Source organism: Pseudomonas alkylphenolica, assembly GCF_016009175.1.
Taxonomy (GTDB): domain Bacteria; phylum Pseudomonadota; class Gammaproteobacteria; order Pseudomonadales; family Pseudomonadaceae; genus Aquipseudomonas; species Aquipseudomonas alkylphenolica_B.
Genome location: NZ_JADUCM010000017.1, coordinates 53,744 through 80,079, shown reverse-complemented (window position 1 = coordinate 80,079; position 26,336 = coordinate 53,744). Strand labels below are relative to the sequence as shown.

The window sequence follows — 26,336 nt, the reverse complement described above, 5'->3', positions numbered from 1 at the left end:
CTTTGCTTCTGCGCACCCGAACGTCAGGGCAGTTGACCGCAGTCAATGTGCCCTGGCAGCACCGCCGTAAGCTGCCTGAAGGACACTCGCAAGCACTAACAGGCCTTTACAATGATCGAAGATTCCAACGCCCTGCCTCTGCCTTCGCCAACCCCAAATACGTCGGCCAGCGCCAAACCCGCCGCTACCCGTGCACGGCGGCCCCGCACCACCCGCAAACCAGCGCCGGTCAGCCGTGACGGCGAGATCAGCGCCATCAGCCAGCAACCTGCTGCGCTCAAGGTCGCTTCGGCCCCGCGCGGCTCGAACGAAGACAGTACCTCGGCGGCCCTGCCGGCCAATTACCCCTACCGCACGCGCATGCGCCGCGCCGACTACGAAAGGGCCAAGCACGACCTGCAGATCGAACTGCTCAAGGTGCAAAGCTGGGTCAAGGAAACCGGCCAGCGCATCGTCGTACTGTTCGAAGGCCGCGATGCCGCCGGCAAAGGCGGCACCATCAAACGCTTCATGGAGCACCTGAACCCGCGCGGGGCGCGCATCGTCGCCCTGGAGAAGCCCTCCGAGCAGGAAAAGGGCCAGTGGTACTTCCAGCGCTACATCCAGCACCTGCCGACTGCCGGCGAAATGGTCTTCTTCGACCGCTCCTGGTACAACCGCGCGGGCGTTGAGCGGGTGATGGACTTTTGCTCGCCCCTGCAATACCTGGAGTTCATGCGCCAGGCACCTGATCTGGAACGCATGCTCTGCAACAGTGGCATCCTGCTGTTCAAGTACTGGTTCTCGGTGAACCGCGAAGAGCAGCTGCGCCGCTTCATCTCGCGCCGCGACGACCCACTCAAGCACTGGAAGCTGTCGCCCATCGACATCAAGTCGCTGGACAAGTGGGACGAGTACACGGCCGCCAAAGAGGCCATGTTCTTCCACACCGACACTGCCGACGCGCCGTGGACGGTGATCAAGTCCGACGACAAGAAGCGCGCCCGGCTCAACTGCATCCGCCATTTCCTGCATTCGCTGGACTACCCGGGCAAAGACCTGCGCGTCGCCCACCAGCCGGACCCGCTGCTGGTAGAGCGGGCTTCACGGGTGCTGGTGGAAGAAGATCGCGGCGAACTGGCCCAACCTGCCTGATCGAGGTCGTCGGATGCACTTGGGTTTCCCGGCCAACTGCGATTCAATACGCAGCATTTTCCGGCTTACCACAAGGATTCACCGATGGCCTCCAGCAGCAAACAGCAAAAACGCGCCAAGCGCGCCGCCACCAAGGCCCGGGAAAACCGCATGGTGCGCAGCGGCCAGGCGGTCAAGAGCAGCGGCGAGAGCGCCAGCGCCAGTGTCGAGCAGGTATTCAACAAGGCCATGGACTCGGGCAGCTACAACGCCCTGTTCGAGAAGATGAAGGCGGCCCAGGAAAACGGCCTGGTCGCCCTGATCTCGGTGTTCCTGGTCGACCCGCTGCTGGCCCTGGTGCTCAAAGGCCACAAGGAAGAACACGCTACCGACTACATCGTCATGGTGTTCACCGCCTACCGCAAATGGCTGGACGGTGCCGATGAGGCCACCACCATGGCCTGGCTGGAAAGCGATGAGTTCCAGGCCGCCTACATCTCCGCCTCCGAGGCGGTGGCCAAGCAGCAACAGAAGCAGTTCGGCTAAACCCACGCGGCTCCGGCAATAACAAAAAAGGCCGCGATCTTCACAGATCGCGGCCTTTTCATTTCAGCGTCACTGAATCAGTTGTTCAATGCCACACGCCCAGCCACTTCGGCCTTGCGCTTGCGCGCTACCAGCAGCCCCGCCGCAACCACGGCGATGGACAGCAGGCCCGTCGCAATGATTTCGATACGGTGATCCGGACGGATCAGCATCACGGTCAGGATACCGACGATAAAGACAATGGTCGCCCAGGTCAGGCCCGGGAACAGCCACATCTTGAAGGCAATCTTCTCGCCACGGGCCATGCGCTGACGGCGCATGCGCAGTTGCGACACGGCAATCACCAGGTACACCAGCAGGGCAATGGCGCCAGAGCTGGCCAGCAGGAACTCGAACACTGCGGCAGGTGCCACGTAGTTGGCAATTACCGTCAGGAACGCAGCAGCGGTCGACAGCACCACGGCCACATACGGGGTACCGCTGGAGGTGGTGCGCTGGGCCACGGCCGGGGCATCACCACGCTTGCTCAGGGAGAACAGCATGCGCGAAGAGGTGTACAGCGCCGAGTTCAGGCAGCTGGTTACCGCGATCAACACCACGATGTCGACGATCAGCTTGGCATTGGGAACGCCCATCAGGTTCAGCACGGTCTGGTAGGAACCGACTTCAGCCAGTTCGCTGCTGTTCCATGGCACCAGTGCCACCACCAGGAAGATCGACACGAGGTAGAACAGGAAGATCCGCCAGATCACCGAGTTGGTGGCCCGGGAGATCTGCTTGCCCGGATCCTTGGATTCGGCAGCAGCAATGGTGACGATCTCGGTACCCATGAACGAGAACATGGTGGTCAGCATCGCCGCCAGCACGGCGCCCAGGCCGTTAGGCATGAAGCCCTGAGTATCGAACAGGTGGCTGACACCGCTGACCTGGCTGTTAGGCAGGAAGCCGAACACTGCCGCCAGGCCGAGAATGATGAAGCCAATGATCGCGACGACTTTGAGCAGGGCGAACCAGAACTCGAACTCACCGTAGTTCTTCACGCTGAACAGGTTGGTCGCGGTCAGCAGCAAGGTGATGACCAGGGTAAAGACCCAGATGGCCACATCGGGGAACCAGGCATGCAGGATGGTCGCGGCGGCGTTGGCCTCCAGCGGAATCACCAGCACCCAGAACCACCAGTACAGCCAGCCGATGGTAAAGCCGGCCCAGTGACCGATGGCCTTGTCGGCATAGGTGGAAAACGACCCGGTATCCGGCGAGGCAACCGCCATCTCCCCGAGCATGCGCATGACCAGCACCACCAGGGTACCGGCGGCGGCATAGGCCAGCAAAACGGCCGGGCCGGCTGCAGCAATGGCGTGGCCGGAACCTACGAACAGGCCGGCACCGATCACACCAGCAATGGACAGCATGGTGACATGCCGCTGTTTGAGCCCCTGAGCGAGGTCATTGGAATTGTGCGTACCGCTCATAAAACTACCTTTGCAAGAATTGCGTTTTAACCCTGCGACCTGAGGCGCGCCTTGGATAAAAAGTTTGCTACATCCTGTTGCCGGTCTTGATCGCAATATCCGCGCCAGCACGATGACCGTTCGTTCGAAATATCTCACGCCCTCGTAAAACAAGGCTTACAGGCCTTTCGGCCATAACCTGACCGAAAGCCCCTGTAAAATACGCGCAAACGTTCAATTACCGAAATACCCACTTACAATTACCCGGGCGCACCAAAATCCGGCAGCGGTAACACCTTACGCACACGTCAAGGGCAAAAAAGGAGCAACCCGAAGGAGCAACCATCAGCCACAATCAGCCGCCCAAGCGCTGCGCAAGGTCAGAAACGACTTCCCAGCACTGGCCAAAACTGGCACCATCGCGCCTTTTTTCATCAAGGCTCCGGCCCTGGAAACGAGGGTAAGTGGTCATCCGCGCGACAGTCCGCTGCAACGATGCGACACCCGCCCTCCCGGTAGCCGCTTGCCCCGCCCGACGTTGTTGGCTGTCATTCGGCCGCTATGCTAGCTTGGCGCTCGCCAAGAAGGCCGCCAACAGCAGGAGCGCACCAGAACACATGAGGACCGCACATGGCTGAGGCCACGCCCGCGCTTGAAATCCGCGACCTGCACAAACGCTACGGCGACCAGGAGATCCTCAAGGGCATCTCGCTGACCGCTCGCGATGGCGATGTGATCTCGATCCTGGGATCTTCCGGCTCCGGCAAGTCCACCCTGCTGCGCTGCATCAACTTGCTGGAGAACCCGCACCAGGGCCAGATCCTGGTCGCCGGTGAAGAGCTGCGGCTCAAAGCCGCGAAGAACGGCGAACTGGTGGCTGCCGACAACAAGCAGATCAATCGCCTGCGCAGCGAGATCGGCTTTGTGTTCCAGAATTTCAACCTGTGGCCGCACATGAGCATCCTCGACAACATTATCGAGGCGCCCCGTCGCGTGCTCGGCCAGAGCAAGGCCGAAGCCATCGAACATGCCGAAGCCCTGCTCAACAAGGTCGGCATTCACAACAAGCGCCACAGCTACCCGGCCGAATTGTCCGGCGGCCAGCAGCAACGTGCAGCGATTGCCCGCACCCTGGCCATGAAGCCCAAGGTTATTCTGTTTGACGAGCCAACCTCGGCCCTGGATCCGGAAATGGTCCAGGAAGTGCTCAACGTTATCCGCGCCCTGGCCGAAGAAGGCCGTACCATGCTACTGGTTACGCACGAAATGGGCTTCGCCCGCCAGGTGTCCAGCGAAGTCATCTTCCTGCACCAAGGGCTGGTCGAAGAGCAGGGAACGCCGCAGCAGGTTTTTGAAAACCCGAACTCGGCGCGTTGTAAACAATTCATGTCCAGCAACCGCTAACGGAGCAACACGCATGCAGACCTATAAGAAATTCCTCCTGGCAGCTGCCGCCACGCTGGTGTTCTCGGCCAATGCCATGGCTGCCGAGAAACTGAAGATGGGCATCGAGGCGGCCTACCCGCCGTTCAACAACAAGGACGCCAGCGGTCAGGTCGTCGGCTTCGACAAGGACATCGGTGATGCCCTGTGCGCCAAGATGAAGGTCGAGTGCGAAGTCGTTACCTCCGACTGGGACGGCATCATCCCGGCCCTGAACGCCAAGAAGTTCGACTTCATCGTCTCGTCGCTGTCGATCACCGACGAGCGCAAGCAGGCGGTGGACTTCACCGACCCGTACTACTCGAACAAGCAACAGTTCATCGCCCCGAAAAAAGTCGATTTCAAGACCGACAAAGCCTCGCTCAAGGGCAAGACCCTCGGCACCCAGCGCGCCACCCAGGCCGCTACCTGGCTGGACGATAACGGCGGCATGGACGGCGACTTCAAGGTCAGCCTGTACGACACCCAGGAAAACGCCTACCTGGACCTGACCTCGGGCCGCGTCGACGCCCTGCTGGCCGACAAGTACGCCAACTACGACTGGCTCAAGTCTGCTGCAGGCCAGAACTACGAGTTCAAAGGCGAGCCGGTGAACGAAAGCGACAAGGTCGGTATCGCTGTGCGCAAAGGTGACAATGAACTGCGCAACAAGCTGAACGCCGCCCTGAAGGAAATCGTTGCCGACGGCACCTACAAGAAGATCAACGACAAGTACTTCCCGTTCAGCATCTATTGATTCGCCCCGACCGGCATCGCCCTGGTGGCGATGCCGGTCCCTTGAACAAACCTGCCCATGAATATTGATCTCTACGGATTCGGTCCGGCCCTGGTGGCCGGAACGCTGATGACCGTCAAACTCGCGTTGTCGGCCCTGTGTCTGGGGCTGGTACTGGGGCTGCTTGGCGCCCTGGCGAAAACTTCACCGTACAAACCCCTGCAATGGCTGGGTGGTTTCTACTCCACCCTGGTTCGCGGCGTGCCCGAACTGCTCTGGGTGTTGCTGATTTACTTTGGCACCGTCAGCCTGATGAACCGGCTTGGCGAAGCCCTGAATATTCCCGGCCTGGAGCTCAACGCCTTTGCTGCGGGCGTGATCGCCCTGGGCTTGTGTTTTGGCGCCTATGCCACGGAAGTCTTCCGCGGCGCGATCCTCGCCATCCCCAAAGGCCACCGCGAAGCGGGCCTGGCCCTGGGCCTGTCGAAAGGGCGGATTTTCTCCAGGCTGATTCTGCCGCAGATGTGGCGCATCGCCCTGCCGGGCCTGGGCAACCTGTTCATGATCCTGATGAAAGACACCGCGCTGGTATCGGTGATCGGCCTGGAAGAGATCATGCGTCACTCGCAGATCGCCGTGACGGTGAGCAAGCAGCCCTTCACCTTCTATATGGTCGCCGCCGTCATCTACCTGGGCCTGACCGTACTTGCCATGACCGGCATGCACTTCATGGAAAAACGTGCCGCACGCGGCTTCGCGAGGCCTAACCAATGAACTGGGAAGTCATCATCAAGTGGCTGCCGCGCCTGGCCCAAGGCGCCACGCTGACCCTGGAACTGGTCGCCATCGCCGTGATTGCCGGCCTGATCCTGGCCATTCCGCTGGGTATCGCGCGCTCGTCGCGCCACTGGTATGTGCGGGCACTGCCCTTCGGCTACATCTTCTTCTTCCGCGGTACGCCGCTGCTGGTCCAGCTGTTCCTGGTGTACTACGGCCTGGCCCAGTTCGATGCGGTGCGCAATAGCGCCTTCTGGCCGTACTTGCGCGATCCGTTCTGGTGCACCGTGCTGACCATGACCCTGCACACGGCCGCCTACATCGCCGAGATCCTGCGTGGCGCGCTGCAAGCCATCCCTCGCGGTGAAATCGAAGCTGCACGTGCCCTGGGCATGTCCAGGGCCAAGGCGCTGTTCTACATCATGCTGCCCCGCGCTGCGCGGATCGGCCTGCCGGCCTACAGCAACGAAGTGATCCTCATGCTCAAGGCCAGCGCCCTGGCGAGCACCGTGACACTGCTGGAGCTGACCGGCATGGCGCGCACGATCATCGCCCGTACCTACCTGCCTGTGGAGATCTTCTTCGCCGCCGGCTTGTTCTACCTGGTGATCTCGTTCCTGCTGGTGCAAGCGTTCAAGCAACTTGAACGCTGGCTGCGCGTCGACGCCTGCCAGGGTCGTTGATCCTGTATAACGGGGCTGATCACAGCCCCGTTTTTTCTACCTGCCCATGACCACCCCACGCCCGCTCACCAACGACCAACTGCTCAGCCGCTTCCAGGCCCTGGACGGCTTTGTGCGCGAGCATCAGGCGCTGTGGCGACCACGTCCTTTTACCCAGCTACAACTCCCCTGGGAGGCCGAACACCCGGCGTTGGCTCACTGGCTGCGGCAACGTTCACTGGAGCAGGCCGAGGCGGCGCACAACCACCCTGAACAGCTGGAGGCACCCGCGCCTTTTCCCCAGCTGGCAAAACAGGCCGGGCAACTGTCTGAAGTCGGCGAACTGCCGAGCATTGCCCTGGCACCCGCGAGCCATCGCCTGAATGTGGATGTACCGGGACGCAAGTGGCAGCAGATCGAGGCCTTCGCCAGCCATCTGGACTTTGCCCGCCCACCGCAGCACTGGCTGGACTGGTGCTCAGGCAAAGGCCACCTCGGCCGACGCCTGTTGCAGGCCGACCGGCAACGCCTGACCTGCCTGGAGTTCGACCCGACGCTGGTCGAAGCCGGCCGCGAACTCAGCCAGCATCACCAACTGGGCGCCGACCACCGGCTGCAGGATGTACTGGCTGACGACGCCGCACAGCAACTGGGCCCGGAACATACCGCCGTGGCCCTGCATGCCTGCGGCGATCTGCATGTGCGCCTGATGCAACTGGCCAGTCAACAGGGCTGCCGTCAGCTGGCGATCGCGCCGTGCTGCTACAACCGCATTCAAGCGCCGGCGTATCAACCTCTATCTGCTGCGGCCATTGCCTCTGGCCTGCAGCTGTCGATTGATGACCTCGGCCTGCCACTGAGCGAAACCGTTACCGCTGGCGCCCGGGTGCGCCGGCAGCGCGACGAATCAATGGCCAGACGCCTGGGGTTCGATCTGCTGCAACGCCAGCTGCGCGACGAGGACGAGTACTTGCCTACACCGTCGTTGCCAGTCAGCTGGCTCCACAAGCCCTATGCCGACTATTGCCGGGGGCTGGCTGCCCTCAAGGGCCTGCACATCGACCACCAGCCAGACTGGGGTGCCCTTCAGGCCATGGGCTGGCAGCGTCTGGCGCAGGTGCGCAACCTTGAGCTGCTGCGCAACCTGTTCCGTCGCCCGCTGGAACTGTGGCTGGTACTGGATCGTGCTTTGTACTTGCAGGAACAGGGTTACCAGCTACAGTTGGGTGTCTTCTGCGAACAACCACTGACACCACGCAACCTGATGCTACTGGCAGAGCGTCACTAGGCTTGCCGCGCAACTGTGCGCAGCCTGTGGATAAGTCTGTGGGAAACCTTTTGAAAAAACCCTGAAAAACCTTGGATCCAAGCGCTTTATGCGACTGGCTGCTTTTTGTTCAGCCGTTTATGGCCAGCAAAAACAGCCATTTGCGCAAAGACCAACGGCAAGCGTTGGTCCGATGTATGCGCTACATACCTGGCATGCGCCTTGTGCATAAGCTTTCCAGCGAATGGCTCTAAGGGCGTTGATCAGGCCAGTTTCAACAGGCTCATGCCCGCCAGCAACAGCACCAGGCCCAACCAGCCCCGCCCGGCCAGACGCTGACCGAACAAGGCCCAGCCCATGGCCACCGTGGCGAGAATGCCGAAGCCGCCCCAGATGGCATACGCCAGCGACAGTTCAATATCGCGAACCGCCTGTGCCAACGCGGTAAAGGCCGCCAGTACACAGAGAATCGAGGCAATACCCAGGGCACGTTTGCGAAAGCCATCGGAGTACTTGAGCAGCAGGTTGGCGATCACTTCCAGCACGATAGCCAGGCCCAGCCAGGCAAAGGGAATCCAGTTCATGGTTAGCATGGCAGTGCCTCCGTGTTACGCGGGGCAGGTGCTGCGCGGGTACCCGACTTGATCAGCAGGATACCGGCGATCATCACGCCCAGGCCCGCGGCCTTCAGCAGGCCCAGGCTTTCGCCCAGCCAGGTGACACTGATCAGGGTGATGAAGACGATACCGATACCTTCCCACAGCGCGTAGGCAACACCTACCGGCACCCGCTTGACCGCCAGGGCGAGGAAGAAATACGACAGGCCGATCAGGGCATACATCAAGCCATGACCAAGAATCGGGTGATGAGTGGCGGCGAATTTCATCGACGCGGTACCGATCACCTCAGCGGTGATGGCAATGAACAGATAGATCCAGGAACGCATGATGCCCTCCCACGGGCGACACAATCCGACCGCACTCGCGGCGTCGGCTACAGACAAAAAGAGAAGAAAGACTGTTTGTCGGGGGAGGCGCTACAGATCGCCGGTCCAGTGACGTTCACGGGAAACCAGGCGGGAGGTGAAGAGCGGAAACGCTTTAGTGTTCAACATAATGGACACTAAATTAGCTGAAGACATCGCTAAAGTCAAAGCGATAGAAAATAACTAATAAAAACTCGCGTCCTTCAGGATGGATTCAGGAGAAAGCCCTTAAAGGCGACGGAAAGCGTTGTAAATTATTTTTGTCGCCTTCAAAAACCAAGGCGAGCGCCCTCTTCCCCTTGGCTGCATCCCAGAAATCACCACCGGAAAGCCGCTGAAATAGGGCCTTGAAAGGAAAATTGCAGAAGTAGTTTACAGACGCAAACTGATCGCTATAATGACGCCCCTGTGCCGGTATAGCTCAGATGGTAGAGCAACTGACTTGTAATCAGTAGGTCCCGGGTTCGATTCCTGGTGCCGGCACCATACGCAGTAAAAAAGAGGCTCACCGAAAGGTGGGCCTTTTTTGTTTGCGCCTGGAAAACACTGCTGTCCCTGTGGGAGCCGGTGTTGCCAGCGATGGGCAGTGAAGCAGCCCGACCGGATACCCGGCACTCAATTCAAGGTGAAAAGCCGCACGCGTAAACACACCTCGGCAGCATTGCCACCTCCGCACCGACCAAAATTAGAAATTTCGCACAGCCACCACTACCTCTTCTCTCTTGCCCAACCAAGAATCAGCCAGATAGATTCGACCATCGCTACACGTTAGCGATACGGGATTGGCGTCCTGTCTAGTGGGGTAACACATGGACCGCGAAAGCGGCGTTATCACGACTAGTGGACACTTCAAAATGAACGAGCATTTCGAACCAACCCGGTTTACTCGCAATAATCGTGTCATCCACGCGCTGATGCTGGAATCTCAAGCGTGGTTCAGTGTTAACGAGCTTGGCCGCATGATGGGCCTTCACTTGGATGAGCGTCTTCTCCACAAGCTCGGCAGCGACCAGCATCGGTTTGTCTGGCTAACCTATCACGGGGAAGCGAAGAAGACTTTGATGGTCAGCGAGTCGGGCATGTACGCACTGATGGTGTATCACCACATTCCCGAGAACCGGAATCTTCGCCTGTGGCTTACTCACGAGGTGATTCCAGCATTGCGCAGCGCTTCGACCACGTCACTTGGACAAGGGCCATCCTTCAGCGCGTTGCAGTGGGCAGAGCGCTCAGTGAGCGTGTTGAATTGGCAGAACGAAGCTTGGGTCAAGTGGCGGGATATGACTGTGCTGATGCCATCGGTGGAGCAAGCTTCGGTTAGTTCGATGAAATGACAGGTTGAGGGCATAGCAGCTGGGCTGGTCCTACAGCCGAAGAGGCTCACCGAAAGGTGGGCCTTTTTGTGCCCGGAAGGCGCCGCGCTCACAAGCTTGGGTTCAATCTCCCAATCGCTCGGCCGCCTTGCGATAAACCTGCTCCCGCTCTCGTTTATCCACAGCGACTACAAACACCACGACCTCTTGGTCAATCACTTGGTAAACCAAACGATAGCCGCTACCGCAACTTGATCTTGTAGCAATCGGGCAAACTATGCAGCCGGTTCGCCTCAACCCGTGGGTTGAGCAAAACCATAGCCAGTTTTTTCTTTAGCTGCTGGCGAACGGTGTCGCCCAGTTGGTGCCATTCCTTAAGCGCTCGCGCATCAAATTCAAGGCTATAGGTCATCCAGCGAGACCTTCACCCTCTGGGGAGTGGCGAGACGTTCACGCACGGTTGCAAGCAGTGATTCATCTTCTTCAGTCATCAAGACTGGCTTGAAAGGTAGCTGTCCACGCTCTGCCACATACTGCAAGGCTTGGCGCATCAGCTCGGAGGGGGTGACACCGAGCTTTTCAAGCTCGCGGTAGGCGCGTGCCTTAAGATCGTCGTCGATGCGGACATTGATGGATGCCATGGTTCCGGCCTCATTGTAATGACACTGGTCTTTACAATGACGTGAATCAATTGATTGAGCAAGTGAGCAAGCAGGTATTCCGACGGAGCAGCAGTGAACTTGCGAGCGCTGCGCGCTCGATCGCAGGCTGCCGCCAGCTCCTACAGTCAGGAACTCTGCAGGACTTTCAGCGCAGCCTCTGCCAAAAAACCTGATCGGCTCTTTTGTTCTGGATGGTTCTTCACATAGGCATCGATACGGCTAAGCAAATACGCCGGCAGTGTGATGTTCAGCTTTTCGGCCTTGCCCAGATACTTGCTCACATCAATATCAATCACTGCCCAAGTGCACCCCGCATAAGCCGGGTTGGTCGCGTGGGCTGTCACCTTGCTGGCCTTGGGAATCATTTGCCCGTCCTGGGCAAGAATCTCCAGATGGCCTTCGATGGCTTCACGCGCCATCGCCATGGCATCGTCCAGATCATCTCCTGCAGAGAAGCAGCCCGGAATGTCCGGAACTTCTACCCCCCAGGCGTGACTCTCGTCACCAGGGAGAATCGCAATCGGAAAAAGCATCTCGAAATCCTCATCAGAGCTGGGCTTGCTTCAATATGCTGCTCGCAGTACTGGCTAACAGGTCCTTCTTGGGATGAGGGATCGTCACCAGCCCAGATTTAACTGGATGCTTGAAATGGTGGTGGCTTCCTCTGATTCTCACCAGATACCAACCGTCCGCTTCGATTTGAGCAATGAGCTGTCGGCTATTCATAGTCATCCTTGACCAGCCGGCTGGTGGTTATTATAACCACCAACCTGAATTTATCAACACTATACCTACCAAGCATCTGGCACACTCGGCCAAGGCCGGTAGCCCAGCAGTATGACCAAGCCAGCATTTCCCTCTCGCCATGAAGTACCGCAGCATGTTGCCGACGCCCAAAACCTTGTAATCCCACCCCCCATCCGTTATAGCTAAAAAGGCATCCATAACCAAAAGAGGCAGAATCAGCCCGTCATGAACGAGACCACACGTATCTTTCGCCCCCAAGGCCCGTTTGCCGCACTGTTCGGCAAGACGATCGGGCCCACCACCCACTCACCCCTCTCGACACTGTTCCACACGCTGTCGATTCCACCCCGCGACATCCTTCTCGCGCATAAACGCAAGCGACCCGTCCCTCCGCCTGCCCGCTGACACCTGAAGTTCTTCGCTTTCCCTTGCCCTCGGTTATGCCGTTCAGGGCTGGAGACGCTTTGCCTTTTTTCAGTGTTTTCTGTCAGGAAATCTTATGACTATTCGTGTTGCCATTATCGGCGCGGGCCCCTCTGGCCTGGCGCAACTGCGTGCCTTTCAATCCGCTCATGCCCAGGGCGCAGCCATGCCCGAGGTGGTGTGTTTCGAGAAACAGGCCGACTGGGGCGGGATGTGGAACTACACCTGGCGCACCGGGCTGGATCAGCACGGCGAGCCGGTGCACGGCAGTATGTACCGCTACCTGTGGTCGAACGGGCCGAAAGAATGCCTGGAGTTCGCCGACTACAGTTTCGATGAGCATTTCGGCCGGCCGATCTCGTCTTATCCCCCGCGCGAGGTGCTCTGGGATTACATTCAGGGGCGGGTGATCAAAGCCGGTGTGCGCGATTACATCCGCTTCAACACGGCGGTAAAAGCCGTACGTTTCGACGAGGCCAGCCGCACCTTCACGGTCAATGCCTACGACTACGCACGCGGTGAAGGCATCGAGCAGGTGTTCGATTATGTGGTGGTGGCCAGCGGGCATTTCTCTACGCCCAACGTGCCGGACTTTGAAGGCTTCGAGCGCTTCTCCGGGCGCATTCTGCACGCACACGATTTCCGCGAGGCGATGGAGTTCAAGGGCAAGGACGTGCTGATCGTGGGCAGCAGCTATTCGGCCGAAGACATCGGTTCGCAATGCTTCAAATACGGCGCCCGCTCAATCACCAGCGCTTACCGCACCCAGCCGATGGGCTACAAATGGCCAAAGGGCTGGGAAGAGCGCCCGCAACTGCAGCGGGTGGAAGGCGACATGGCGTACTTCGCCGACGGCTCCAGCAAGCGCATCGATGCGATCATTCTGTGCACCGGTTACCAGCATCACTTCCCCTTCCTGCCCGACGAGCTGACGCTCAAGACCGACAACCGCCTGTGGCCGCTGGGGTTGTATCAGGGCGTAATCTGGGAGCACAACCCGCAGCTGATCTACCTCGGCATGCAGGACCTCTGGTACAGCTTCAACCTGTTCGACGCCCAGGCCTGGTTTGCCCGCGACTACATGCTCGGGCGCATCACGCTACCGACTATTGCCGACATGCAGGCTGACAACGCCCAATGGCGTGCACAGGAACAAGCGCTGGAAACCACTGCGTCGATGTATGAGTTCCAGGGCCGCTACATCGCGCACCTGATCGAGCAGACCGACTATCCGAGTTTCGATATCGATGCAGTAAACCGCATCTTCCTGAAATGGAAGACGGACAAGAAGCAGGACATCATGGGTTACCGCGACAAGTCTTACCGCTCGGTGATTACCGGGACGGCAGCGGTGCCCCACCACACGCGCTGGCTGAAGGCCATGGATGACTCGCTGGAGGAGTACCTGCGCGAGACCTCAGCCAAGAGCGATGTGAAAGCCCTGCATAAAAATTAAGCAGCCGCCGCTTGCTTGAACGGAGCAGGTGGCGGGCTTTGTATTCCCTGCAACCAGTCGCAGTAGCGGGCAACGCCTTGCTCGACTGTCAGTGTTGGTGCCATGAAACCTGCAGCGCGCAAGCGCTCAAGGTCGGCGCAGGTATAGCACTGATACTTGCCACGCAAGTGATCAGGGAATTCACTGTATTCCAGAATGCCTTCGAGCAAGGCCATTTCCAGTGACAGCGGGGGCTGGCCCTGCTGTTCACGCAGGCGGTTGATCACTGCCAGCGCGACATCGTTGAAGGGCTGGGCCCGGCCGCTGCCGACGTTGAAAATGCCGCTCAACCGCGGGCGGTCAAGGAAGAACAGGTTGACCTTGACCACGTCCTCAACCGAAACAAAATCACGCAGATGACCGCCACTGGGGTAGTCGCCATAACTGCCGAACAGGCTGACCTTGCCGTGGGCCTGGTACTGGTTGAAGCAGTGCAGGGCCACGGAGGCCATGGCACCTTTGTGCTGCTCGTGAGGCCCGTAGACGTTGAAGTAACGCAGGCCAACGATCTGGCTGCGCGCCACCGGCAGTTGCCGACGTACGCGCTGGTCAAACAGAAACTTGGAGTAGCCGTAGACGTTCAGCGGGCGCTCGCATTCGCGCTGTTCGCGAAAGTCCTGCCCGGCGCCATACACCGCCGCCGACGACGCATAGAGCATCGGTACCTGCAGGCCTTGGGCGGCATCGAGCAGGTCGCGGCTGAAGCGGTAGTTGTTGTCCATCATGAAGCGCCCGTCGCCTTCGACGGTGCTTGAGCAGGCGCCCTGATGCAACACGGCGCGCACTTTGCCGAACTGGCCGCGACTGAAGCGGTCAAGAAAATCATCCTTGTCCAGGTAGTCAGCGATGTCACTGTCGGCAAGGTTGCTGAATTTGTCGCCATCGGTCAGGTCGTCGACGGCGATGATGTCGGTTTCGTTGCACTGATTAAGGGCCTGAACCAGGTTGCTACCGATAAACCCGGCGGCGCCGGTCACGATAATCGTCATGCCAAATCCCCCTGTAAGGGTGCGAAGCGACCATTCTAGGGAGAGTTTTTTGTACAACTATTAACCAGGATCAATAATTCCACTGGTTTTCCCCAATCGGCGCCCCAGCAGTCGACCCAGGCTGATTGCCCAGTTGAGCAGGGCGACCACCAGCAAACAGACCATCATTGCCTCGGTGCCACCGCTGACGATCAGGTGCCCGGCCAGCCAGGGAAAGCCGAACACACCCAGAAAGTACGACAGGCTGAACAGCAACAGCGCCTGCGGCGTGTGCCCGAGCGGTGCCTGATTGGCGGCCAGGCCGTTGATCACCGAATAGTTCAGCCCGTAACCGACGCCCAGCAGTGCGGCGGCCAGCAAGTAACCGAGATTGCCCTGCACCTGCCAGCCCAGGGCCAGTACCGCCAGTACGATAAACCCCGAAAGCAGGCAGGACGCGCGATAAGCATCGCACTTGACCACCCAGCCGGCGATCAGCAGGCGGCAACTGATCGCTGCACTCATGAAGCCGATGAAAAACAGCGAGTAGTCCAGCCCGCGGCCGGCGGCATACGACGTCTGGAAACTGCCCAGGCCGCCAAAAATGGCGCCCCCCAGGCCCACCATGAGAATCGGCCAGCGCGCTTTTGAACCCAGCACCGCGATGCTTGCCCGACGGCTGATGCTGACCCGGCTGCTCGCCGGGCGCTGCTGGCGTGCCAGGTGGTTGAATATCACCAGGCCGATCAGCGCAGCCAGCGCCGCCGTGTAGAACGCCGTTTGTACCGGCAGGGCGAAAAAGCTCGCCAGCTTGCCCACCAAGGGCCCGGAACCGATGCCGCTCATCATGCTGCCCGAGAGCAGGGCAAAGCTGTGAGTACGACGCTGAGCATCGACCCGTTCGGCCACCAGAATCGGACCCAGGGTATAGAACGCGCCCCACCCCAGCCCCAGAACCAGGCCACACAGCATCAACCCGCCGCCAGTGCCGGGCACCAGGGCAAAGCCCAGGCAGGCGCCAACCAGGCACAGCGCCGAACGCGCGATGGCACGGGCCGAACCCAGGCGGTCGGCCAGATGCCCGCTGCCGAGCACGGCAACCACGGTGCTGAGCATCGCCAGGGAAATGATCTGGCCGGCGTCCTGCTCGTTGCCGCCCCGGCTACTGACCAGCAGCGACAGTAAAAAGGTCGAGCCATAAGACAACGACAGCAGGTAGCTGGCCAGGCAGAGCAGGCCGAACCCCTGTCCGGCGTTTTCGGTGCGCGGTGCGGACATCGTGCGGATTCACTTGAAAATGACGGGAGAAGCCTTGTAACACGGGGCTGCCGAGCGGCTGTTATGCAACTGCCGGAGTTGGGTTCAGTCAACAGCGAACTAACGCGCTGCAACGCGCCTTTGCAAGCACGTCGGGGATAAAAGTCTTTTACCGATTTCACGGGTTTTCCGCGCGCACGCTTACCCTATCCTAGGGCGAACCTCATATGTCAGCGGAAGATTCATGAAAGCTTCGCTTCCCAGCCGTTACGCCTGTCTGGTCGGCTGTCTGCTCTTTACCGGTATCAGCCTGAACTACCTGTCGAGCCAAACCTGGCTCTGGCCCTTCACCCTGATCAGCGCCCTGCTCAGCCTGGTGGGCCTCAATGACTTGCGACAAAGCCACCACGCGGTGCGACGCAACTACCCGATCCTGGGCAACATCCGCTACCTGATCGAAACCATCCGCCCGGAAATTCGCCAGTACCTGCTGGAAGGCGATGACGACAAGCTGCCCTTCTCCCGTGCCCAGCGCTCGCTGGTGTACGCACGCGCCAAGAATGAAAGCGCGGAAAAAGCCTTCGGCACGCTCAATGACGTCTACCGCCCGGGCTTCGAGTTCATCAGCCATTCGATGCTGCCGGCAGACACCCCCGACCCCGCCTCGTTTCGCATCGCCATCGGTGGCCCGCAGTGCCGTCAACCCTACTCGGCCTCGATCTTCAACATTTCCGCGATGAGCTTCGGCGCCCTCAGCGCCAACGCCATTGCCGCCCTGAACCAGGGTGCCAAGCGTGGTCGTTTCGCCCATGACACCGGCGAAGGCAGCATCAGCCCTTACCACCGCGAGCACGGCGGCGACCTGATCTGGGAAATCGGCAGTGGCTATTTCGGCTGTCGCACCGGCGATGGCCGTTTCGACCCCAAACGCTTCGCCGAGCAAGCCCGTGACCCGCAGGTGAAAATGATCGAAATCAAGCTGAGCCAGGGTGCAAAACCCGGGCATGGCGGGATTCTGCCTGGGCACAAGGTCAGCGCCGAGATCGCCGCCACCCGTGGCGTGACGGTCGGCGAAGACTGCATCTCACCGGCGGCGCACAGCGCCTTCCGCACGCCGCTCGAACTACTGGAATTCATCGCCCAGTTGCGCATGCTGTCTGGCGGCAAACCGGTCGGTTTCAAGTTCTGCCTGGGGCATCCGTGGGAGTTCATGGGCATCGCCAAGGCCATGCTGGAGACCGGCATTGTTCCCGATTTCATCGTGGTCGATGGCAAGGAAGGTGGGACAGGCGCAGCACCACGTGAATTCAGCGACAACATCGGCGTGCCGATGCGCGAAGGCCTGATGTTCGTGCACAACACCTTGGTCGGCCTGAACCTGCGCGACAAGGTGCGCATCGGTGCCGGCGGCAAGATCGTCAGTGCCTTCGACATCGCCAGCGTACTGGCCATCGGCGCGGACTGGGTGAACTCGGCACGGGGCTTCATGTTTGCCATTGGCTGCATTCAGTCGCAGAGCTGCCACACCAACAAATGCCCGACCGGCGTGGCCACCCAGGACCCACTGCGCCAACGCGCCCTGGTAGTGCCGGACAAGGCCGAGCGGGTCTACAGTTTTCACCGCAACACCCTGCATGCACTGGCCGAGATGCTCGCTGCTGCAGGCCTTGATCACCCGTCCCAGCTCAAGCCGAAACACTTGGTACGGCGTATCAGCGCCAGCGAAATCCGCCTGTTTTCGCAGTTGCACGTGTTCCTCAAGCCCGGTGAGTTGCTCAGCGGCTCGATCGACAGCGAGTTCTATGCACGGATGTGGCGGATGGCTCGCAGCGATAGCTTCGAACCGGAGACTGGCGAGACGACAGTGGTCAAGCGTTCCCTGCCGCAGAAACAAACAACCCCAGCCTAGGCCGGGGTTGTCAGCAACACCAAACAGCTATCAGAAGATGCTGATCGGGTACTCGACGAACACACGAACTTCGTTGCCGTCATCGTTGTACTTGCTCAAGCGAACGCTTTCAGATGTACGCAGGAACGAGCTACGCAGTTTGATGGACAGGTCCTTGGCAGGGCCTTCCTGAACTACGTATTTGACCTGGTTGAAGATCTCGCGCTCGGTGCCTTCACCAAAGCCGTGAGTGTTGATGTTGTCACCACGCACGTAGGCAACGTTGTACTTCAGGCCCGGAATACCGAAGGCGCCGAAGTCCAGGCCGTAGCCGATCTGCCAGGAACGCTCGTCTTCAGCGTTGAAGTCAGACCAGTAGGAGTTGGCTAGGTAGATGGTCGAGCCACCGTCACCCACACCACCCTCGTTCTGGTACCAGCCGTACTGGTAGCCGGTGGAGCCGGTGCTGCGCTGGTGAGCGATAGTGATCGAGTGCGGACCGAAGGCGTAAGTGGCGGCCAGGCTCCAGATGGTGTTGGAGTCACCGGTCAGGTCAGCTTCAGCGACATACTTCTTGTCGATGTCCGACTTGTAGCCGTTGAAGTCCAGGGTCAGGGACTGATCATCAGCCAGCGGGTGAACGTAGTTAACACCCAGGTAGTACTTCTTCAGCACGTCTTCGACGTCAGAGCCGTATACCGAAGCCGACAGGTTCTCGGTGAACTTGTAGCTACCACCCAGAACATTGATCGACTTCAGACCACCGCTATCGCGGTGCTCCATGCTTTTGCGGGCTTCTTGAGTAAAGCGACCAGCATTCAGTTCCAGACCCTCGATCTCCTTGGAGGTGATCAGAGTACCGGTGAAGCTTTCTGGCAGCAGACGAGCATCGTCGTACTGCAGCACTGGCAGTTCCGGCATCTGGTCGCCGTACTTCAGAACTGTATTGGAGACGCGGAATTTAACCGCTGCACCCGCACGGGCGAGGTTGTGCGGCGAGCCGGTAGGGTTTTCGTCGCTGTCACCATTGCCTGGCTTGAAGAAGTCGATACCGGCGCCGCCGTTACGGCCTTTACCGCCGTCCAGACGCACTGCGTACAGACCGAAAGCGTCCACACCCACACCAACGGTGCCCTGGGTGAAGCCGGAGGAGAACTTACCGATGAACGCTTGGCCCCACTCGGACTGGTCCTCGGTGCCATGCTTCTTGTCACGGTTGATGAAGGCGTTGCGCAGCAGCAGGTTTGCGCTGCTGTCTTCTACGAAGCCCTTCGACGCGGCCTGGTCATTGGCCATGGCCTGAGTCGCTGCCATAAGCCCCAGCGCGATCAGGCTGATCCTGGTTTTCAACATTTTATTTTCCTTATTACGTAGTCAAATACGCTCTGCAGCCGACGCCAGAACCACGCCCCCTGCGTGGGTTGACGCTCACGGGTCAGAAAATAAAAAGCCCGCATGCGAATGATCGCAGCGGGCCTTTTATTTTGGACTCTTGGCTGGTGGGCCTACAGGCGTTGACCGAATCCTATCCGCGCGCGGATCGCCGTGTCAAAAAAACGTGAAAAAGTGATGACTATTGACGTGATCTGCAGCCGTTAAGGGAAGATTCCTACATTTTTTGCGCACCAAAGCCGAGCAAAAGTGGATCCAAATCAATGCATTAAACGTGAAACATCCAGAAACACTAATTCAACCGAGGGCAACAGAAACAATTAACACAAGTAAATGCAAAGCATTATCATCCGCGCAAAAATTCCGGTACGACTTTCGTCTAACACGCCAACCTCCTCGGATGTTCTTGCATGCCTGCCCCCTGCCGTCTTTCACCCTTGTCCCTGGGTGTTTCCCTGTTCCTCAGTTCCGGCCTTGCCCTGGCGGCCACTACCACCCTGCCCGAAGTGTCGGTCACGGCCCAAAGCGACCGCGAACAGGATGACCCGCGCGTCAAAGAGGTGACCACCGCCACGCGCACCGCCACCCCGGCCCGCTATGTTCCCCAGGCGATCGACTCGGTGAAGACCAGCAATGTGCTGGACTATGGCACCAACGATCTGGGCAAGGCACTGAGCGGTATCCCCAACGTCAGCAGCGGCGCCGACACCCGCTTCGACAGCGTGCGGATTCGCGGCTTCGATGCCAGTAACGACTTCTATCTGGACGGCATTCGCGACGACAGCCAGTACGTGCGCGACCTGCACAACATCGAGCGGGTCGAGGTGCTCAAGGGCCCGGCAGCGGTGCTGTACGGCCGCGGCAGCCAGGGTGGTATCGTCAACCGCGTGAGCAAGATGCCGGAACCCGGCCGTCGCTCGAGCATTGAAGCTCAGGGCGGCAGTGAAGACCTGCGCAGCCTGTACGCTGACTTCAGTGCCGACCCGACCGAGAACATCAGCCTGCGCCTGAACATGGGCAACCAGGACAACAACAGCTTCCGCCATGGCATCGATGGCAGCCGCCAGTTGTTCGCGCCGTCGATGAGCTGGCAGCTGACCCCGGAGCTTAACTGGCTGGTGCAGTACGAATACAGCCGCTACAACCGCACACCCGACCGTGGCATTCCCAGCGTTAACGGGCGCCCGGCGGATGTTGACCGTGACACCACCTACGGCGACACCCAGCGCGACTTCATCGACGACAAGGCGCAATCGCTGCGCTCGCGGCTGAACTACCAGCTCAGTGAAAACTGGCAGGTGCGCCACACCCTGGGCCTGTTCAAGCTCAACAGCGACTTCGACAACACCTACCAGACCGGCTACAACGCCAGCACCAATCAGGTCACCCGCCAGCGCTGGCAGCAGGACCTGAACACCCGCAACCTGTTCAACACCCTTGAGCTGGAAGGCAACATCGACACCTTCGGCCTGCAACACACCCTGCTCACCGGCCTTGAGTTCGGCAACCAGCGCCGTGACCCGCTGCTCTACACCGCCGCGACCCGAGGTGCCGGCGCCCAGCCGATACCAAGCCTGGACCTGAACAGCCCCAACCGCCACCTGCAGCACAATGGCCTGATGGTGCCGTCCAGCAACAACCACACCGTGGTCGACAGCCGTGGCCTGTACATCCAGGACCAGCTGCGCCTGAACGATCAGTGGCAGGTATTGGCAGGTGTGCGCTTCGACCAGTTCGACGTCGAGACCACCAACAAGCTCAGGAACATTTCAGAAAAGCAGGACAGCAACAGCACCAGCCCGCGCCTGGGCGTGGTCTATTCGCCGTGGAAGGAGCATTCCTTCTACGCCTCCTGGAGCAAAACCTTCTCGCCGGTGGGCGGTGGCCTGATCGGTATCACCCCGGGCGCGGCCGGTAACACCAACGAGACCAGCCCTGAAGAAACCCGCCAGAAAGAGGTCGGGATCAAGAGCGACTGGTTCGACGAACGCCTGAGCACCACCCTCGCCGTGTATGAGCTGGAGCTCTACAACCGCCGCACCAGCGACCCGAACAACCCGGGCATCACCCTGCTCACCGGCATGCAGCGCTCGCGCGGTGTAGAGCTGACGGCCATGGGCAATATCGTTGGCAACTGGTACATGCGCGGCGGCATCGGCATTCAGGATGCAACCATTGTTGAAGACAACAACGGCCAGGAAGGCAATCGCGTCAGCAACGTGGCCAAGCGCAATGGCAGCCTGTTTATCACCTGGAAGCCGGAAATGGGCTGGTATGGCGAAACCGGCCTGACCCTGGTCGGCGAGCGTTATGCCGACAACCAGAACACTGCACTGCTGCCTGGTTATGGCCGTTGGGACGCACTGGCAGGCTTCCGTACCAAGGACTGGGACCTGCGTGCCGCCTTGAACAACATTGCCGACAAGACCTACTACAGCTCGGCGACCAGCGCCGCGCAGATCCAGTTCGGCGACCCGCGCAGCCTGGTGGTGACCGGCACCTACAGTTTCTGATCCTGGCACAAGCAAAAGGGGCGGCCACTGCACAAGCAGTGCCGCCCTTTTCTATTGTGCCGCCAGCGCATCACTCAGCCTGCGCTGTCACCCAGCAAGGCCTCAAGCTCTGCATCGGTGAGCAGCCCCGCCGGGTAGCGTTCCAGCAGTGTGCGTCGGTGTTTGGTCTGCCTGACCCGGGCGCTTCCATGGTGTTTCAACCACTGTGCCACACGTTGCAGCGACTCGTGGTTGATGGATGATGAGGGCGAAGCCGGCTCACTTACTGCATTCATTTCGACACGTACTCCCTGGGCCGTGAGCGGCTAACCTACTCATACTTTGTGACAGAACATCGCTGTTCTATCTGCTTGAAATACAATGCAAAACAAATACAAGAGGTGTGCCATTGCAGCTGCCGATTGTCGCCCACGCATAAAAAAACCCGTCCGGAGACGGGTTTTTTATCGGCTTACATTCAACCTTTGAATGGCGCCGGCTGTTGCTGGGTCAGGCAGTGGATGTTGCCGCCGCCCAGGAGCATTTCGCGGCCAGGGATCATTACCACTTCATGTTCCGGGAACACGCGCGCCAGAATCGCTCTAGCTTGGGCATCTGCCGGGTCGTCAAAGCTTGGTGCAATGATGCCGCCATTGACGATCAGGAAGTTGACGTAAGAGCCGGCCAGGCGAACCGACGGGTTACGCTCCTGGCTACCGGCCACCGGATCAACGCCGGCGCACTCTTCTTCAGTGGCGTACAGCGGTCCCGGAATCGGCATTTTGTGCACCGTAAAGGTGCGCCCTTTGGCGTCACGGCTGTTCTGCAAGACCTCCAGTGCGGCGTGGCAGCGCGCGTAGTTGGGGTCTTGAGGATCATCTGTCCAGGCCAGTAACACTTCACCCGGGCTGACGTAACAACAGAAGTTGTCGACGTGGCCATCGGTCTCGTCGTTGTACAGACCGTCCGGCAGCCAGATGATGGTCTCGACCGCCAGGTGCTCGCGCAGCACCTCTTCGATCTGCTCACGGTTCAGGTGCGGGTTGCGGTTGTGGTTGAGCAGGCACTCTTCGGTGGTAATCAGGGTGCCTTCGCCGTCGACGTGGATCGAGCCACCTTCAAGCACGAAGCCTTCGGTGTGGTAGCGCGCGCAGCGTTCCATCTCGAGGACTTTGCTGGCCACTTGCTCGTCACGGTTCCATGGCGCGTACAAGCCGCCCTCGAAGCCACCCCAGGCATTGAAGCCCCAGTCAACACCGCGGACTTCGCCGCTGTTGTTGATGACGAAGGTCGGGCCGGTGTCACGCACCCAGGCGTCGTCATTGCTGATTTCCACCACGCGAACGTTCGGCACGTCCAGACGGGCGCGGGCGTTGTCGTACTGTGCGGCCGAAACGGCCACGGTGACCGGCTGGAAGCGGGCGATGGCCTTGGCCAGCGTCACGTGTGCAGCCTGTACCGGCTTGCCGCCCAAGCGCCAGTTGTCCGGACGCTCGGGCCAGACCATCCAGACTTGGGTTTGCGGTGCCCATTCGGCCGGCATGTAGAAGCCGTCGGCGCGTGGAGTGCTGTTCAGCGTTTTCATGAGTAAACCTTTGCAAGGCTCGACGCAGGCATCAGGCATGGTGTCGAGGTCATTGAATGATCAGGATTCCAGCACACCTTCATTCGGTCTCATTGAGCGCCTAAAGTGCAGGTGTTATACACAACTTTATATCCGATAAATATCTGCTTTAAAAGCAACAATGCAAAATATTTAAGCATAAAAAAGCCGCTTAAACCGATAACAATCGATTTAAGCGGCGCTCAATCCACGCGTTAGAGCGTTTCTGACAACACCCTGTCGATGCTGTCGACGAAGTAGTCCACGCTTTCGCGCGTGGTGCACATCGGCGGCTTGATCTTGAGGATGTTCAGATAGTCGCCGGTAGGCTGCATGAAGATCCCCAGGTCGCGCAGGCGATCGCACAGGTAGGTGGTTTCTTCAGTGGCCGGCTCCAGCGTGCTGCGGTCGCGGACCAGTTCCAGGCCCAGGTAGAAGCCAGAGCCATGCACCGCACCGGCTAACGGATGTTTATCGACCAATGCCTGCAGGCGCGCTTTGAAGTGCCTGCCGACATCACGGGTGTTGCCCCACAAGCCCTCTTCATCCATTACATCGAGCACCGCCATGCCGATCCGGCAACTGACCGGGCTGCCGCCGGCGGACGAGAAGAAATAGCCTTCAGCCTCCAGCGCCTCGGCGATTTCCCGGCGGGTGATGACCGCGCCCAATGGCTGACCGTTGCCCATGCCCTTGGCCATGGTGATGATGTCCGGCACCACGCCTTGTTGCTCGAAGCCCCAGAAATACTCGCCCAGCCGGCCGTAGCCGACCTGTACCTCATCGGCGATGCACACGCCGCCGGCCGCCCGCACCTTGCCATAGACCTGCTGCAGGTAGCCCGTTGGCAGGGAAATGCCACCGGCGTTGCCGTACACCGGTTCGCAGATGAACCCGGCCAGCTGACGCTGTTGCGCCGCCAGCGCATCCAGCTTGTCGTCAACATCGCGCAGGTAGTCGGCGCAGGTGTCGTCGCCGCGGTAGGCGCCACGGTAAGTGTTGGGGGCAATCACCGGGTGCACCCACTCAGGCCGGGTACTCAGCGCCTGGGGGTTGTCGGCAATCGAGGTCGAGATCGCATCGGTAGCCACCGACCAGCCGTGGTAAGCCTCCAGCACGCTGAGCATGTCGCGACCACCGCTGTAGGCCCAGGCCAGGCGGATCGCCAGGTCGTTGGCTTCGGTGCCGCTGTTGACCAGGAACACCCGGTCCATGCCTTCGGGGGCCAGCGCCAGCAGGCGCTCGGAAAACTCGGCAATCGCCGCGTAGTGAAAGCGCGAGTTGGTGTTGAGCAGCGACCATTGCCGCGCCGACTCCTGCACCATGCGTGGATGGCCGTGGCCGAGTACCGCGACGTTGTTGAGCATGTCCAGGTACGACCGCCCCTGCATGTCGATCAGGTAGTTGCGCCAGCCACGCTCGATATGCGGCGGCTGTTGGTAGTAGTGCTTCTGCGAGCGGGCAAAACTGGCATCGCGGCGCGCCAGCAACTGCGCGGCGTCAACCAGCGGCTCGGCCTCGCAGGCAAACCCCAGTATCGCCTGTGGCGACGGGCACACGGCCTGCCAGGCCGCCGCCCGGGACGGCACGACGAAAGCCGGCGGGCACAGCCCAGGAACACGGCACAGCTGGATGCTCAACAGCCCTGCACTGCGTCCCAGGTGCTGACCCTGTGCGAGTTGTGCGCCTGACTCTGGCGTGTCGGCCAGCCCACGCAGCCAGAGGGTGCACTGCTCGCCCTGCAAGCAACCGACGCCCTCTGCAGTCTGCTGCCAGACACCGGCCCACGGGGCTTGCAGCACCGCGTTCGCGGGCACCTGCAACTCCACGTGCAGGGCAAAGGTCTGCGGTTCTTGCGGGTTGTCGATGTGGGTCTTCGACAGACGATACTGCGCATACAGGGAGCTCGCAGCACCCTGCTCGCCCGCGTGCTCACGTAGCAATTGCTGGTCGATGCCCGGCTGCTCCCAGTTGCCGGCCTGGAAAAGCTCACTCAGCACGCCCAGGTCCACGGGCGTCACCGCATCAGCCTGCAAACCCGGCAACAGCGGTGCAGTGGCTTGCAACGTAAAGGCCGGAAGCGCGTGGCCGGTGACCTGCAAGATCGCCGCTTCCATGAGTTCAAACGGCACGCTGTTGGCGACGTCGAAAATCTCCCACTCATGGTTCAGGTTGTCACGAATGTACTGGTTGCCCGGATCGACACTCAGTTGCTGCTCGCTGCTGAGTACCAGTACGCCTGCCCGGGCGACGATCAGCGGCCAGAGCGCTTTGAGCTCACTCGTCGTCAACGGGTTGAGTGCATGGTAGGCCTGTACCGCAGGCAGGATGCGCAGCGGATCGCCCTCGGCGTGGTGTAGCAGCGCTGCACAGGTCACCGACAGGTCGGCAATCCGCCAGGTATGCACCAGGTCACCAAAGTCGATGACGCCTTGCAACTGCCACTCACGCTGCTCGTCGCGTTGCCACACGGCATTGTCATCGGTGATGTCCAGGTGCACGGCCTGCATCGGCAGCTGGCTGATCAGGGGATGCAGCCGCGCCTCTGCCAGACCTGTAGCCGCCAGCAGCTGCGTTTTGCGTGGCCCGTCGGCCAGCACGGGCAACAGGTGGGCGGTCAAGGCCGGGGCATGGCGCGGGTCCCATTGCAGCGTACGCTCAAGACCTGGGTGACTGAATTCGGCCAAGGCCTGGTCAACCCGTGCACACAGCCTGCCCAATTCGGCAATCAGTTCCGGCGCCATGTACTTCAAACGGGTCAGCGACTGGCCTTCGATGTATTCGAGCAAACGCACGCGCAGGGCCTGCCCGTCGACCTCCAGCGCCAGCAACTGCGCGCCGGAGCCTGCACTGATAACCGCAGGCACCGGCACGCCACGCTCACGCAGGTAGCGCAGGGCCGCGTGCTGGGCCTCCAGCTCAACCTCGGCGTAGCTGCCATGGCAGATTTTCAGGACATAGCGCCCCTGGGCACTATCAACGCGAAAGTTCAGGTCTTGCTGGCTGCCTAATGGCTGCAATGAACCACTGAGCCCATACTGCTCCTGCAACACCCGCCGGGCTTGCTCTTCGCTGACATCGGGGCAGGGTTGGCTGGAGCGGTGGATCAAGGTACTGAGCGGCATGGTGGACCTCAT

23 protein-coding genes, 1 tRNA gene and 1 pseudogene are annotated in these 26,336 nt (G+C 60.2%); 12 read left to right on the top strand and 13 right to left on the bottom strand.

Going from position 1 to position 26,336, the window contains the following annotated elements; all coding sequences use genetic code 11:
• Window positions 1–111 precede the first annotated feature (111 nt).
• Entirely contained in the window at window positions 112–1,134 is a 1,023-nt protein-coding gene (gene ppk2, locus I5S59_RS15930; RefSeq protein ID WP_232239791.1) for a polyphosphate kinase 2, read from the top strand.
• 84 nt (window positions 1,135–1,218) lie between these two features.
• The gene (locus I5S59_RS15925) at window positions 1,219–1,659 is read left to right on the top strand and encodes a hypothetical protein (RefSeq protein ID WP_197877482.1); all 441 of its coding nucleotides are present in this window, start codon (window positions 1,219–1,221) and stop codon (window positions 1,657–1,659) included.
• Between the two features lie 77 nt (window positions 1,660–1,736).
• On the opposite strand, the gene gabP is transcribed toward I5S59_RS15925, so the two are convergent.
• Entirely contained in the window at window positions 1,737–3,131 is a 1,395-nt protein-coding gene (gene gabP / locus I5S59_RS15920) for a GABA permease (RefSeq protein ID WP_128323300.1), read from the bottom strand.
• 609 nt (window positions 3,132–3,740) lie between these two features.
• Between gabP and I5S59_RS15915 the strand changes: the two genes are divergently transcribed.
• The 5 genes from I5S59_RS15915 to I5S59_RS15895 are packed head-to-tail and all read left to right on the top strand — an operon-like array spanning window position 3,741 to window position 7,995.
• The gene (locus tag I5S59_RS15915; protein WP_128323299.1) at window positions 3,741–4,514 is read left to right on the top strand and encodes an ABC transporter ATP-binding protein; all 774 of its coding nucleotides are present in this window, start codon (window positions 3,741–3,743) and stop codon (window positions 4,512–4,514) included.
• Between the two features lie 13 nt (window positions 4,515–4,527).
• Window positions 4,528–5,289: an ABC transporter substrate-binding protein gene (locus I5S59_RS15910; RefSeq protein ID WP_197877481.1), complete on the top strand. Its 762-nt coding sequence runs from the start codon at window positions 4,528–4,530 to the stop codon at window positions 5,287–5,289.
• A gap of 57 nt (window positions 5,290–5,346) precedes the next feature.
• Window positions 5,347–6,042, top strand: a complete 696-nt coding sequence (locus I5S59_RS15905) for an ABC transporter permease (RefSeq protein ID WP_197877480.1) — start codon at window positions 5,347–5,349, stop codon at window positions 6,040–6,042.
• Window positions 6,039–6,728 carry an ABC transporter permease gene (locus I5S59_RS15900; RefSeq protein WP_197877479.1) on the top strand — a complete coding sequence of 230 codons (690 nt, stop codon included), beginning with the start codon at window positions 6,039–6,041 and terminating at the stop codon, window positions 6,726–6,728. Before I5S59_RS15905 ends, I5S59_RS15900 begins: the two co-directional genes overlap by 4 nt.
• A 46-nt stretch (window positions 6,729–6,774) precedes the next feature.
• Window positions 6,775–7,995: a methyltransferase gene (locus I5S59_RS15895; RefSeq protein ID WP_197877478.1), complete on the top strand. Its 1,221-nt coding sequence runs from the start codon at window positions 6,775–6,777 to the stop codon at window positions 7,993–7,995.
• A gap of 242 nt (window positions 7,996–8,237) precedes the next feature.
• Here the strand turns inward: I5S59_RS15895 and mdtI are convergent, their stop codons facing one another.
• A complete protein-coding gene (gene mdtI, locus I5S59_RS15890) occupies window positions 8,238–8,567 on the bottom strand; it encodes a multidrug/spermidine efflux SMR transporter subunit MdtI (protein WP_128323294.1) in 330 nt (109 codons plus the stop codon).
• Window positions 8,561–8,920 carry an SMR family transporter gene (locus tag I5S59_RS15885; RefSeq protein ID WP_128323293.1) on the bottom strand — a complete coding sequence of 120 codons (360 nt, stop codon included), beginning with the start codon at window positions 8,918–8,920 and terminating at the stop codon, window positions 8,561–8,563. Before I5S59_RS15885 ends, mdtI begins: the two co-directional genes overlap by 7 nt.
• Before the next feature lie 449 nt (window positions 8,921–9,369).
• On the opposite strand from I5S59_RS15885, the gene I5S59_RS15880 reads away from it, so the two are divergent.
• Both I5S59_RS15880 and I5S59_RS15875 read left to right on the top strand, forming a co-directional pair.
• A tRNA-Thr gene (locus I5S59_RS15880) sits at window positions 9,370–9,445 on the top strand.
• 323 nt (window positions 9,446–9,768) lie between these two features.
• Window positions 9,769–10,293, top strand: coding sequence for a Bro-N domain-containing protein (locus tag I5S59_RS15875; protein WP_197877477.1), 525 nt, complete (start codon window positions 9,769–9,771; stop codon window positions 10,291–10,293).
• A gap of 102 nt (window positions 10,294–10,395) precedes the next feature.
• On the opposite strand, the pseudogene I5S59_RS15870 reads toward I5S59_RS15875, so the two are convergent.
• The 4 genes and pseudogenes from I5S59_RS15870 to I5S59_RS15855 all read right to left on the bottom strand — a co-directional run bounded on the left by I5S59_RS15870 (window position 10,396) and on the right by I5S59_RS15855 (window position 11,660).
• Window positions 10,396–10,684 (bottom strand): annotated as a pseudogene (locus tag I5S59_RS15870) (type II toxin-antitoxin system RelE family toxin).
• Window positions 10,674–10,913, bottom strand: coding sequence for a type II toxin-antitoxin system RelB/DinJ family antitoxin (locus tag I5S59_RS15865; RefSeq protein WP_197877476.1), 240 nt, complete (start codon window positions 10,911–10,913; stop codon window positions 10,674–10,676). Before I5S59_RS15865 ends, I5S59_RS15870 begins: the two are co-directional and overlap by 11 nt.
• Window positions 10,914–11,059: 146 nt before the next feature.
• Window positions 11,060–11,467 (bottom strand): type II toxin-antitoxin system HicB family antitoxin, encoded by a 408-nt coding sequence (locus I5S59_RS15860; RefSeq protein WP_197877475.1) that lies wholly within the window; start codon window positions 11,465–11,467, stop codon window positions 11,060–11,062.
• 13 nt (window positions 11,468–11,480) lie between these two features.
• Window positions 11,481–11,660 carry a type II toxin-antitoxin system HicA family toxin gene (locus I5S59_RS15855; protein WP_197877474.1) on the bottom strand — a complete coding sequence of 60 codons (180 nt, stop codon included), beginning with the start codon at window positions 11,658–11,660 and terminating at the stop codon, window positions 11,481–11,483.
• A gap of 520 nt (window positions 11,661–12,180) precedes the next feature.
• On the opposite strand from I5S59_RS15855, the gene I5S59_RS15850 reads away from it, so the two are divergent.
• Window positions 12,181–13,560, top strand: coding sequence for an NAD(P)-binding domain-containing protein (locus tag I5S59_RS15850; protein ID WP_197877473.1), 1,380 nt, complete (start codon window positions 12,181–12,183; stop codon window positions 13,558–13,560).
• Here the strand turns inward: I5S59_RS15850 and rfaD are convergent.
• On the bottom strand, window positions 13,557–14,588 hold the full coding sequence (gene rfaD, locus I5S59_RS15845) for an ADP-glyceromanno-heptose 6-epimerase (RefSeq protein ID WP_197877472.1): 1,032 nt from the start codon (window positions 14,586–14,588) through the stop codon (window positions 13,557–13,559). The two genes, I5S59_RS15850 and rfaD, sit on opposite strands and share 4 nt — an antisense overlap.
• A 60-nt stretch (window positions 14,589–14,648) precedes the next feature.
• The gene (locus tag I5S59_RS15840; protein WP_197877471.1) at window positions 14,649–15,845 is read right to left on the bottom strand and encodes an MFS transporter; all 1,197 of its coding nucleotides are present in this window, start codon (window positions 15,843–15,845) and stop codon (window positions 14,649–14,651) included.
• Window positions 15,846–16,068: 223 nt separating this feature from the next.
• On the opposite strand from I5S59_RS15840, the gene I5S59_RS15835 reads away from it, so the two are divergent.
• Entirely contained in the window at window positions 16,069–17,733 is a 1,665-nt protein-coding gene (locus tag I5S59_RS15835; protein ID WP_197877470.1) for an FMN-binding glutamate synthase family protein, read from the top strand.
• Between the two features lie 30 nt (window positions 17,734–17,763).
• Here the strand turns inward: I5S59_RS15835 and I5S59_RS15830 are convergent, their stop codons facing one another.
• Window positions 17,764–19,065, bottom strand: a complete 1,302-nt coding sequence (locus tag I5S59_RS15830) for an OprD family porin (protein ID WP_197877469.1) — start codon at window positions 19,063–19,065, stop codon at window positions 17,764–17,766.
• A gap of 449 nt (window positions 19,066–19,514) precedes the next feature.
• Between I5S59_RS15830 and I5S59_RS15825 the strand changes: the two genes are divergently transcribed.
• Window positions 19,515–21,617, top strand: coding sequence for a TonB-dependent receptor (locus tag I5S59_RS15825; RefSeq protein WP_197877468.1), 2,103 nt, complete (start codon window positions 19,515–19,517; stop codon window positions 21,615–21,617).
• 74 nt (window positions 21,618–21,691) lie between these two features.
• Here I5S59_RS15825 and I5S59_RS15820 read toward each other — a convergent pair whose 3' ends face one another.
• The 3 genes from I5S59_RS15820 to I5S59_RS15810 all read right to left on the bottom strand — a co-directional run bounded on the left by I5S59_RS15820 (window position 21,692) and on the right by I5S59_RS15810 (window position 26,324).
• The gene (locus I5S59_RS15820; RefSeq protein ID WP_197877467.1) at window positions 21,692–21,892 is read right to left on the bottom strand and encodes a hypothetical protein; all 201 of its coding nucleotides are present in this window, start codon (window positions 21,890–21,892) and stop codon (window positions 21,692–21,694) included.
• Between the two features lie 182 nt (window positions 21,893–22,074).
• Window positions 22,075–23,181, bottom strand: a complete 1,107-nt coding sequence (gene aguA, locus I5S59_RS15815) for an agmatine deiminase (RefSeq protein ID WP_128323285.1) — start codon at window positions 23,179–23,181, stop codon at window positions 22,075–22,077.
• Between the two features lie 233 nt (window positions 23,182–23,414).
• Window positions 23,415–26,324, bottom strand: a complete 2,910-nt coding sequence (locus I5S59_RS15810; RefSeq protein ID WP_197877466.1) for an aminotransferase — start codon at window positions 26,322–26,324, stop codon at window positions 23,415–23,417.
• Window positions 26,325–26,336: the final 12 nt, after the last annotated feature.